Source organism: Shewanella sp. H8 (assembly GCF_040285065.1).
GTDB lineage: Bacteria > Pseudomonadota > Gammaproteobacteria > Enterobacterales > Shewanellaceae > Shewanella > Shewanella polaris.
In genome coordinates this window covers 2811152-2822976 of sequence record NZ_CP157213.1, presented here as the reverse complement: position 1 = coordinate 2822976, position 11825 = coordinate 2811152, and the positions used below count along the sequence as shown (strand labels likewise).

Annotated in this window: 10 protein-coding genes; 6 read left to right on the top strand and 4 right to left on the bottom strand. The window is 31.7% G+C overall.

Annotated elements, in window-relative coordinates; genetic code table 11:
• Positions 1-2: 2 nt before the first annotated feature.
• The 4 genes from ABIS04_RS12250 to ABIS04_RS12235 form a co-directional block, all read right to left on the bottom strand.
• Positions 3-395: a hypothetical protein gene (locus tag ABIS04_RS12250; protein WP_350431234.1), complete on the bottom strand. Its 393-nt coding sequence runs from the start codon at positions 393-395 to the stop codon at positions 3-5.
• Positions 395-2485 (bottom strand): LapD/MoxY N-terminal periplasmic domain-containing protein, encoded by a 2091-nt coding sequence (locus ABIS04_RS12245; protein WP_350431233.1) that lies wholly within the window; start codon positions 2483-2485, stop codon positions 395-397. Before ABIS04_RS12245 ends, ABIS04_RS12250 begins: the two co-directional genes overlap by 1 nt.
• 26 nt (positions 2486-2511) lie before the next feature.
• Positions 2512-3129, bottom strand: coding sequence for a transglutaminase-like cysteine peptidase (locus ABIS04_RS12240; protein ID WP_240778501.1), 618 nt, complete (start codon positions 3127-3129; stop codon positions 2512-2514).
• 1192 nt (positions 3130-4321) lie between these two features.
• Positions 4322-5332 (bottom strand): acyltransferase, encoded by a 1011-nt coding sequence (locus tag ABIS04_RS12235; protein WP_350431232.1) that lies wholly within the window; start codon positions 5330-5332, stop codon positions 4322-4324.
• A gap of 94 nt (positions 5333-5426) precedes the next feature.
• Here ABIS04_RS12235 and ABIS04_RS12230 point away from each other — a divergent pair, with 94 nt between their 5' ends.
• From ABIS04_RS12230 to ABIS04_RS12205, 6 genes are read left to right on the top strand one after another with little or no spacing between them, the layout of a single operon-like run.
• Positions 5427-6638, top strand: coding sequence for an O-antigen ligase family protein (locus tag ABIS04_RS12230; RefSeq protein ID WP_350431231.1), 1212 nt, complete (start codon positions 5427-5429; stop codon positions 6636-6638).
• Positions 6628-7599 (top strand): NAD(P)-dependent oxidoreductase, encoded by a 972-nt coding sequence (locus tag ABIS04_RS12225; protein ID WP_350431230.1) that lies wholly within the window; start codon positions 6628-6630, stop codon positions 7597-7599. Before ABIS04_RS12230 ends, ABIS04_RS12225 begins: the two co-directional genes overlap by 11 nt.
• Positions 7599-8567, top strand: a complete 969-nt coding sequence (locus ABIS04_RS12220; protein WP_350431229.1) for a glycosyltransferase family 2 protein — start codon at positions 7599-7601, stop codon at positions 8565-8567. The genes ABIS04_RS12225 and ABIS04_RS12220 overlap by 1 nt, the downstream gene beginning before the upstream one ends.
• A gap of 8 nt (positions 8568-8575) precedes the next feature.
• Complete coding sequence (locus ABIS04_RS12215) at positions 8576-9460, top strand: glycosyltransferase family 2 protein (RefSeq protein WP_140234549.1); 885 nt, start codon at positions 8576-8578, stop codon at positions 9458-9460.
• Positions 9460-10392, top strand: a complete 933-nt coding sequence (locus tag ABIS04_RS12210; protein WP_140234548.1) for a glycosyltransferase family 2 protein — start codon at positions 9460-9462, stop codon at positions 10390-10392. The genes ABIS04_RS12215 and ABIS04_RS12210 overlap by 1 nt, the downstream gene beginning before the upstream one ends.
• A complete protein-coding gene (locus ABIS04_RS12205) occupies positions 10382-11818 on the top strand; it encodes an oligosaccharide flippase family protein (RefSeq protein ID WP_350431228.1) in 1437 nt (478 codons plus the stop codon). The genes ABIS04_RS12210 and ABIS04_RS12205 overlap by 11 nt, the downstream gene beginning before the upstream one ends.
• The last annotated feature ends 7 nt before the right edge of the window (positions 11819-11825 follow it).

The following is an 11825-nucleotide window of genomic DNA, read 5'->3' as shown; positions in this document are numbered from 1 at the left end:
TGTTAGTTTTCAGAAATCGTTCCTGCTCCACCGCCTGAACCGCCACCAAAACCTGTAGCTCCAGGTGCTGGTGCAGCACCAAACCCTCCACCACCGGAAGTTTGCGTTTCTTCAACGACTTCTGCCACTATGGATGGGTCAATACCGTTGGCAAGTGCGACAGCTAAAATATCATCAGGAGCCATACCTGCAACAGCAGCAGCCTTCAATGCTTGCTTAATCAGCTCTGTATTGCCATTTGCGGCTTGAATCTCTATAGATAATTGCTGTGCTTGCTCTGAAATTGGAGCATTTTGAGTGCTAGCGGTTAACGTATCTTCAGCCATAACACCAGCAGACATGCCCGCTGTAAATAATGCTGAAACTAATAACAGGGTTAATTTATTTTTGCGCATTATTCTGCCTCGCTATTTGGTGAATGATTAAAATAGTTCAGTTGCAATGCACTGATCCATGTTCGTGTTGCATTAATAGGAATTATACTACTGAAATTTTGTACAGCATACAATCCATTCCCTTGTAAACCATCGATGTTTATGAGTGAAAAGTGTTCACCTATAATGGCAGTTTCTACTTGCGGTGCGATGACTTTAATCCCAATACCATGACAAATTTGAATAACTGTTTGAACAAAGAATCGAGTATCTGATTGAGCAATATCTCGGACATAACTAGGTTCAATCTTAATAAAATCAATGTTTAAGTTTCTTATATAGCAAAAAGAACTTAAAGTGGAACCAAAACGTTCAATGGCAATTTCAATATTTAATTTTTTTGCTCTATCAATAAAATGCTCTGTTGACTCAAGCGAAAGCATAGCTCCAGATTCGTTAAATTCATACAAAAGTGGTGGAAGCGTTTTATGTAATTTTTGGTACAAATCAAATAACCAATCGGTAAATATCGGATTATGCAAAGCACGATTACTAATATTAATGGCCACTCGTGTATGCTCGATATGTTGTAACTTATAAAAAATAAAGCACACAACAGCTTGTTCAAGTTCTTGAAGAACACCTAAACGTTCAGCCATAGCAAACACATCTAACGTCGATAACACTTCACCGTTTACTTTAAAACGAACAAATGACTCAACATATAAAATCGATTGATTATTATCTATTACAGGTTGCAACATCAAATCAAAAATCTTATCTAGTGGAATACACTTAATGGAAAAGTTTTTACTATTACAATGGTTAATTTCATTTTTAAAATACTGAGTAAACTCAGTTAAAATACTAACCCATTCTTCACGTGAATGATTCTTGTACGTTGTCTGGCTAGAAACCAACCCTGTGGCATTATCAGCATATTGATTGCATATCAGTTGATTATCTAGACGTTTAATTACTTCGGCGAAGCTTTCTTGATGGTTTACTCGGGTTAGAGTATGTTTTGCAAAGCCATTACTAAAACGTGATGAGCTTTCAATCATAATGTAAGACGTTATTTGCTTATCAACGACTTTAGCCTCGTCTTCCGTTAGCAAACTTAGAAACGCAAACTCAGACCCTGAAATACGATATAACGTTGTACCTTGTAAGTTATTTATCTTTTTACTAAAAAGCTGTGCACCTGATAAAATATAGTCATCACCACTTCCATAACCTTCATTATCATTCACCTGTTTTAAAGATGTCATCGATAATAAACCTAAGTAAAAGTGGTTACCGTGCTGCTCATATTCTGTTTGAATCGATTCAAACTTTTTTAATAACGCGCGGCGATTGGGTAACCCGGTATGTGAGTCGATATAAACATCGTGCGATAAGGCTTCAGCAAATTTTGTTTGTTCGTAAAATGATCGTTGAATATTCTCAATCATACTATTAATGGCATTTACCACAGTGTGCAACTCTGTGGTAAATGGTTTTATAGGATTGATCTCAAAGCGTTTGTGAATAACCGATTCAGCCTGCTTTTTAATACTATTTAGCGGGGTTAATACCGCTTTTAAAATAAAGTAAGCACATAACAGCGCAATAACAAACTGAAATAATGTAGAGACTAAGTTACTGACGGCATGATCCCATAAACTCTTATAAGAAGTACCAGCATGCGACTGCACTTGTAACTGTCCAGCAATACGCCAGCCATCACTCACTTCACTGGTCATTAGAGGCGGGTGCAAGGTAAACCAATTTATAAACCATTGTGGTACAACCAAGTTGCCTACAGGGTTTTCGCGCTTAAATAATATTTTCCCATCAAGATCTGTAAATGTTATTTGTTGATAATAACCAGAGTCGAAAATAACATTAGTCATGGTCTCGGCAGTCACTAAACCTTCTTCATCCATATAAGGCGAGATGGACAAACCTAAACTGTGTGCAGCACCTTGTGCGTGTGATGCTAACTGTTCATTTAAATAGTTACGCATATTCGACACATTATTGTATAACGCAGCTCCAAAGCTAAAAACAGATAAACAAACTATGAGCAGATAAAGCTGCAGACGCAAAGACATTCCATTAATAAACATTAATTGCTCCAGATCCTTTAGTTGGATTATTCACCGTTTTCAATTCGATTGATTAAATCAGTCCAATTTTTTGTACCACCGCTGGATGGTTTTGTGCTGCCTAACCCTTGTGCTTTTGCTAACCATAATCCTTGTCCATTAAATGAATAGACTGGCTTTAAATCACGACGCTGGTCAGCAGGTAAAATCTTAGTTTTTAAATTATCCAAAACCAGGGGCATCGATTTTGGGGTTTCAAAATAAATCAGTACCATATGTGGCTCGTCAATCAATAATGCACGCACATACATCAAGCGCATTTTGCTTTCATCTACGCCCATTGCTTTTAAAGTAAAGTACTTAAATATGGCAAAATCCTCGCAATCACCACCTTTAGTGCCTAATGATTCAAGCGGTGTTGCCCAATAATCACTTTTGTGCCAATGCTCACTATCACTCACAAAACGAATCCGTCGATTAGCGAACTGATTAGTTAAAAGTAACTTATCGTAATCACTTACTAGAGAACCTTCATTTATGATGTCATGCCAGTCACTAAATTCTTCTACACTTTCAGTGCCATAGCGGATCTCTACTTGTTTAAAAAAATCGGGTGTAAATAGGTCGTTGGTTATGTTGGCAATACACACAGCCGAAAAAATCACTGACAAGATAAGCCAGTGACGATATTTATCCCTATAAAACAAAATTAGCTTGATACGTAAATCCTACAAAAATGATGGTTAATCATAACACTGTAACTAATTAACATAAATTTATGCAATAACGGCCACATCATAAGCTAGTTAGTAAAAGAGCGACAATAAAATGACGCCACTTACTAGAGTATATACATAAAAATAACAAATTGTCTGAGATTAGATCGAAATCAGCCTGTTCAAATCAAAACCAAGTTTGTTAGTAAACACAATTGGTGGCGGCGTCAAATTATTGGCATGATTGTTGTTATGTAAATAGGTTGTAAGTTGATTTTAGTCATTTTTGTAGACAGTAGTATTGCTGGTTTTTGTGAGTTATTTACAGTTTATTTTTATTTATTGTTTTAAATCAATAGCTTTAGAGTCGAACATGCTTGTGATAAAAGAAATTTTTTCATAAGTAATAACAAAATAAGTGTATTTACAGGCACAAAAATAGTGCACATGATTATTTAAAATAACATTTATGGTGCAAAAGAAACAATGTAAACAGATTTTTGTAAATCCAATTTGAAGACAAATGAGTAAATTTATAGCTGGTCTATGCCAAAAGAGTCTGACATTAAACTACTGCTAAAGGAATTTTTTTTCAGTACTTTGATTTTTGACTGAATAAATAGTCATAAAACTGACCTTTTAATGGTGAGTGTCAAAAAACTGTCATTAAATTGCTGTATATCATATACTCATAACATTATTAAAGATGAATAATGCAAAACAGAAAGTAGAAATGGACAATTTAAACAAGGAATGAAGTCTGTGATAACAGTATTGAAGCCGTAAACCCTATGATTTTGCTTCATATTTTATCGATGTATTCTCATTTTTATATTTGTCCTATAGGGTCGAAAGGGATTCTTTTCTACTGTTTCGTTTAATTCATAAAATGTTAACAATTTGAAATGAATCATAGCAATCTGGAAGCTGTAATCTAGTGGCGGTAGCGTGTCTTTTTTCTAGTGTTTGTTGAGTATGCTACCGTCAACTTTCAATGCTAGAGCTTAGTTAAACGACATAATTTGAAAGACTAAATGAAACCGATCCGATTTTGATTTAAGGCAGTACCTTAAAGTTTTGTTATTGGAGTTCAACTTTAGATGTTCCTTTGCTCACACGGTTTGCATGGGCAGATTTGCAGTCATCTTTTACCGGTCAATAGAATTTGGGCTTTAGGAAATATGCGAAGAAAAGGTTTATAAATCATAAGAGAGATAATAAATACTAATATTGGACTGATGATGAAGAGTGTTACGTAACTGTATGTCATTGGTTCAATGTGAAGCTTCTTTGCTATAATCCATATAAAACTGATTATTAGAGTATGGGAGCAAAATGTAAAAAATATAACTGAACTATATTTCCCTATATTGAATTTTTTCGTTAAAAAACAAGCTATATTCCAAAAGATTATTGCCCCAAAAACTCTAGATGTTAAAGATATTATAGTTTGAACCTCATCAGGTAAGTTTTCAGGTTTGATAAAGATTAATAAGTTTGTTGAAACTATTAATAAAATTAAACTAACAGTGAACAATAACTGACTTTCAAATTGTTCAACATAGATATTTTTGTTTTTAGCTATGACCATTCCAAGAAAAAAGAAAATAATAATTTTATCATTTATAAATAAGTAATTGTTTAAATTAGATATTGATAAGGTTATTAATAAAATAAAGGTAACAATTGATTTTATTCCAGATGTTAACCGTAATAATAAAAATGATAGTGTTACACATACAAATATGTCTCTTAAAAAATATAAAGGTAGAATACCCGGCGTATCGTATATGGAAAGTAAGTAGTTTAGAACATTTTTATCTTCCAGTGGGGATGTGCCAAGTAGTGAGTCTTTAGTCAGTGATAAGAAGTTCCATGCCACTAAAGGTACTAATAGCGTCAATGTTTTATTTCTTAATAATTTAGTGTATTTGTATTTTGAAATGGAAGTAACGATAAGGTAACCACTAACAATACTGAGCAATGGAACACTAGACCTGCCAATAAGATTACTTATTAACATAATAAAATAATCTTTGAAATTATTTACATCTGTTATTTCGCCATATAGAGGTGGAAAATGTACATAAATCAAACTTAAAATGCAAATTACGCGAGCAGTTGAGATTTTCTTAGATAGTGAGTTTTTCATGATTTAATAACAAATTCATTATACATTTTCGTTGATACTATTTCTTTAACTAACATAATTCAAGTAAAAATTAATAATTATGAATGACTATAAGTTGTTAAGAACAGATGTTATCTTAAAATTTGTTGTATTTTCTTTCTTTTTCTCATTAGTATTTAATTCAACTATTGGTTCTTTAGCTGCGTTGATGTTTATTGTTTGTGGCGGTTCTATTTTGATTAATAATATTAGTGAGAGCTATCGAATCTTGTTGAGATATAGGGCGTTATTGATTATCCCATGTCTTGCTATAGTATCATCTTTTTGGTCTGATACTTCCATGATTGCATTTAGAGGTGGAGTTCAATTATTATTAACAACTGTATTTTCAATAGTGTTGATCTGCCGAGTAGATAAAAACTTACTACTTAATTGTTTGGTTTTTACGTTTATTATTGCAATGGGCGCAAGTCTTGCCTCCAATCGTGTTGCATTAAATGGAATGACTGGTGAAATAAGTTTAATTGGAATATTTTCAAGTAAGAATTATTTGGCTATACATACGGCTATTGGGGTTGGTGTTGGTGTTGTTATGTATTTTTATAGTGAAAAAACCAATAGATTATCACGTATTCTAGGCGGAATTTTGTTATTCCTTGCTGTATTGGTTCTATTAAAAGCAAAATCATTTGGTACCACATTATCAGTATCTATGTCGCTATTTTTAATGTATTTATTTATGTGGTACCAAACTAAAAATATTACATTTTATTTGAGATTAAATGTTAATTTTTTTATGGTGGCAATACTTATTTCAATTATTGGAATAGCGATTTATTCATTGACTCAAAGTTTTTTTGACGAATTTATGTATGATATCGGGAAGGATCCTACATTAACAGGAAGAACTTATATATGGCAAAGAGGTTTAGATTTGATTTCTGAAAACCCTATATTAGGTTCTGGGTATCAAAGTGTTTTCGTTATAAATAATATGGTTGCTGAAGATATCTGGGAGTACGCGAAAGTAGAGTCAGGTTCGGGATTTAACTTTCATAATATGTTTATTAATATATGGGTTGAATTAGGTTTTGTTGGTTTTTTTATCTATGTAGTAGGCCTTATTCTACTTATAAAAAAACTTTATAAAAACTATGACTTTACAAATCCATTATTGGTTTTGTCAATATTTGTGTTCTTCTTTTTCTTTACGCAATCTTTCCTTGAAGCTGTTCTGTTAAGACAATTTACATTAGCTCAGTTTCTGATTTGTTTAGCTTGGATTTCATTTAGTTCTGTAAGCAGGAGAATTGTTAATGTTGCATGATGTTGGTAAAAAAGTAATTGTTTTTGGTGGTTCAGGTTTTATTGGTAACCATTTGATCTGCTCATTGGATAATACTGTAGACAGAATAATATCTATTGATATAAAACCGCCAAAAAATATTGTAAAAAATGTTGAATATATTCAAGCTGATGTAAGAGATTTAGCATCTTTAGAGGTGTATGAAAATATTGATGTTATTTATAATTTAGCTGCAATCCACACTACGCCGGGACATGAACATCATGAATACTATGAAACTAATATAGTTGGTGCAATTGAAGTATGTAAATATGCTAAAAAATGCAATATAAAAGAAATTGTTTTCACGAGTTCAATTTCTGTATATGGTCCTGGTGAAGATCAAAAAGTAGAAACTACGGCCTTAAAGCCTACATCCTCTTATGGTTATTCTAAAAAGATAGCTGAAAGAATCCATCGTGATTGGCAACAATTCGATAGTAATTATAAACTGACAATTGTCAGGCCTGCTGTTGTTTTTGGTCATGGGGAAGGAGGTAATTTCACTCGATTAGCTACATTATTGTCTAAAGGTTGGTTTATTTACCCTGGACGTAAAGATACGATCAAAGCATGTATTTACGTTGGTGATTTGCTGAATGCCATCGAATTCGCCAGAGGGGCTCATAATGATGAAGTTACTTTTAATGGTGCTTACCATCATGGCTATACCTTAGAGGATATTATTAACACATTCACGAAAGAACACTTCCCAAAAGTTAATACATTTCTTGTCCCCAAGTTTATTGTGTTGGCAGCGGCTAAAGCATTCAGATTATTCAATGCACTAAATATTGGAATTCACCCAGATAGAGTGATGAAATTGGTGCAATCAACCAACATATACCCTCAGTGGCTAGTGGATAATGGTAAAACATTTGATGATGGACTTGTTAGAGCATTAGCAGAGTGGAAAAAGGACTCATCAGGAACTTTTAAGTAATGGATAAACAAAAAATTCTGATCATTATTCCTTGCTTAAATGAAGCAGAACATATCGGTCGATTGTTACATCAATTTTGCAAAAATAAGAATAGTTTAATTATTGTTGCGGATGGTGGAAGTTCAGATGGTACTCAGCGGATAGTCAAAGATTGTATCATTGTAAATTCTAATATTAAGTTGATTGTTAACGAAAAGAAAATTCAAAGTGCTGGTATAAACCTTGCTATTAAGCTTTTTGGGTTTGATAGTAAGTATTTTATTCGTATTGATGCACATGCCGATTATCCTGATAACTTTGTAACTGAGTTAATTCAGTCGGCTGAAGTAACGGATGCAGATTCTGTGGTAATAGCAATGGATACCGTCGGTAAAACAGCTATGCAGAATATGTTTGCTATAACGCAAAACTCAAAACTAGGTAATGGCGGTTCGGCACATCGCAATATTAGCAATGAGGGGAAGTGGGTAGAACATGGTCATCATGCTTTAATGCGTGTTTCTGCTTTCACTGATGTTGGTGGTTATGATGAATTATTCGTTGCAAACGAAGATGCTGAATTAGATTTTAGATTAATTAAAGCAGGATTTAAAATTTGGCTAACATCATCAACCTTTATGACTTACTATCCTAGAAGTGATTTTATAGGGCTATTTAAACAATATTACCGCTATGGAATTGGTCGTGCTTCTAATGTTATTAAACATAAACAAATCCCAAAAATTCGACAACTTATACCACTGTCTGTTCTCCCAATATTACTACTTTGCTTATTATTTCCAATAAATATAATTTTTGCATTACCATTTATAAGTTGGTTAGGTCTGTGTTTAGCTTATGGTGTTTTACTGTCAATTCAGAATAAAAAATTATTTATTGTTTTGTCTGGACCAACTGCTGCACTTATGCATTTTGGTTGGTCGGCTGGATTCTGCAGAAAATTAATTTCAAAAATTTTATATAGATAGGATTAGTTATGGAAGTATGTATTGGCATCTGTACCTATAAAAGACCTGAAATTAGGTTAACTTTAGAGTCTATTAGTGCACAAGTTATACCTAAAGATGTCACAATTACAATAGTTGTTGCTGATAATGATGAAACGGCTTGTGCAAGAGAATATATCGAAGGCTTAGCGTTAGAATTAAAGTTAACTTTAAAATATATTCATGCACCTAAGCGAAATATTTCTATTGCTAGAAATGCTTGTCTAGATCATACAACGAGCCCAATTTTTTTAACTATTGATGATGATCAGGTAGCATCAAATAATTGGCTTTCATTGATGCTGAAAAAATTAGAAACAGAAAATGCTGATGTTGTTTTTGGTCCTGTAAATGCTATTTATCAAGATCATACACCTAAATGGATACTCAACAATGATTTTCATTCGCATAAACCAGTGTTCATTAATAATGAAATTCAGACGGGGTATACGGGGAATACTTTAATAAATTTATCCAAAACTGATGGTTTACGTTTTAATTTAGATTATGGAAGAACTGGTGGCGAAGACACAGATTTTTTTTATAAAATGTATGAAAGTGGCGCTAAATTAGTTTTCGAACCAATGGCGATTGTTGAAGAGCCTGTTCCAGAAAATAGACTTACCAAAAAATGGATTTTGAAAAGAAAGCTTCGAATGGGTCAGTCTTTTGGACAGTTAAATTTAGATGATAATCGTGGTTTAAGTAAATTTAAATGTTTTATAATATCGTTATCAAAATTAACGTATTGCTTTGCTCTTTGTTTATTACATTTTTTTGATAATGATAAGTTTCACTTTTGGTTAATGCGCGGAACCTTTCATCTAGGGGTTAATTTAAAATCTTTGGGCTTAAACCATATTGAGAATTATTAATGGATAATAGTATTTCAGTTATAATTGCGGCCTATAATTGTGAAGATTCAATCGTAAAATGTATTAATTCAGCTTTAAATCAATCATTCGTCAAAAAAATATTTGTTATTGATGATTTCTCAACAGATAAAACACTTGAAATAATTAATAATACATACTTTTTAGAAGCTAAAGTTGAAATTCTTACTAATGATAAAAATATGGGACCTTCTTTTTCAAGAAATAGAGCTCTTGAAATTTGTGATACAGAATGGGTTACTGTGTTAGATTCAGATGATTTTATGATTGAAAATCGATTTGAATCATTATTAACATATGATAATGGTTATGAAATAATTGGCGACGATCAATTTAGAACTTTTGAAAATAACCCTGCAACATTATCAAAAATGTTAAATGTTGAAATTCCACTACTTGTTGATATATATTATTTTGTTGAGTCAAATATAACTAAAAAAGATGAGTATAGAAAAGAACTTGGTTTTTTGAAACCACTATTGAGACTTAGTTTTATTAAGAAGTATCAAATAAAATATAAAGAAGAGATGAGGCTTGGAGAAGACTTTGAGTTTTATTCAAGGTTACTATTGCATGGCGCTCGCTTTATACTTGTCGAAGCATGTGGGTACGTTACAGTCGTAAGGGATGATTCTCTTTCTGCAACACATTCAGTTGAAGATTTAACATATTTAAGAGATTGCAACTTATCCTTAATAAATGATTTTGATTATGACACTAAGGTTCACTCATTATTTTATAAATTGTATTACTCAATAAATAAAAAAATAAAATGGATCGAGTTTTATACAGCAATTAAAAATAGAAATATACTGCGTTCCATATCAGTTTTGTTTTGCCGGTTAGATGTGTTTTTCTTTATTACAAGCAATTTATTGGAGCAATTTAAGATTAGGTTTTTAAATGAAAAATAAAAGCTCTATGTTTGCATTATTTATAAGTAAATTTTTTCCGCCAATTCTTAATTTTATTGTATTTGTTTACAGTGCTAGGATTCTGGACCCTGAATCTTTTGGCGAGGTGGCATTAGCATTAACATTGATTTTTCTAGTTTCTTCATTTTTACCTACAGGATGGCGAGATAATTTATTTAAGAGTGAATACATAACAAGCGAAATGATCTCTACTGTTATTTGGTTTCATGTTCTTATGTCAATTGTTCTAGTTTCTTTATTATTATTGTTTTTTTATTTTTTTGAATTTTATTTTTATACTGAAACTATTAACAATATGGTCATGTTACTTTTTGTAAAAGTCTTATTTGATTGCTTTGTAAATGTATATAATACCCTTTGTGTGAAATATGAATATTATTTCCAACTAGCTATAAGAACAGTTATTTGTACTTTGTCTTCAGCTATAACGGTATATGTTATGTTGCAGTTAGATTTTGGTGTATGGGCTTTGGTATGTAGTCAAATCATTATTTCATTATTTGGTTTTATTTTTTTATACATTAAATTTAGAGATCAAACTTTATTATATTTTAGGTTTGAAATTATTAAGGATATGTATCAGTTTTCAATGCCTGTTACATTTGTGAATGGATTTACAAATTTATTTATTCAAGCTGAATCATTTATTGTAGGGAGTTTTTTAGGTGTTAAAGAGTTAGGTTTTTTTAATTTATCAAAACGTCTATATGACATAATAGTAGATATTTTTATTAGTACGATAAATGAAGTTTCTTTAAGTAAGATCTCTAAAAATATTAATGATGTTAAAGTTGATAAAAGTAACGAATTTATAAAACTAACGGCTGTTACTTGGTGGTTGATGTTGCCATTGATTTTTTTGGCTTATTATTTTAGCGAACCAATGTTCAATATTTTATTTACCAATAAATGGATTGAGTCAATTAAAATATTCAATTTCTTTTGTATAATCGCATTGATTGTGTCCTTAGGTGTACCACAGAGGAATTTTATTATATTACTTGGTGGCGCTCGTCATTTATCGAAAATTCAAGTATGTGTTGCTACTATCTCTATTCCAATATATATGACTTTAGCATCATACAACATGGAATATTTCTTGTATTCTTTAGTGTTTTTTAAATTTGTTAATTATATGTCATCGTTGATATTAGTTAGGCGGTTTATCTGTTTTTCTACTAGTTCATACTTTAAAGTTTTATTTAACTCTACGTTGTCATTAATCTTGGCTAACTTTCTTTGTGAATTTTTGTTTACTGGTTTTATTCATAATATTTACATTTATATAGTTATCTACTCTTTATCGCTGATAGCTTTTTATATCGGTTTTTTAGAGTTTTTTTCTCGTCGATTTAAAATAATTCCATCGATTGGGAACTTTACTTTTTTAACAATAATTAAATAAGGATAAT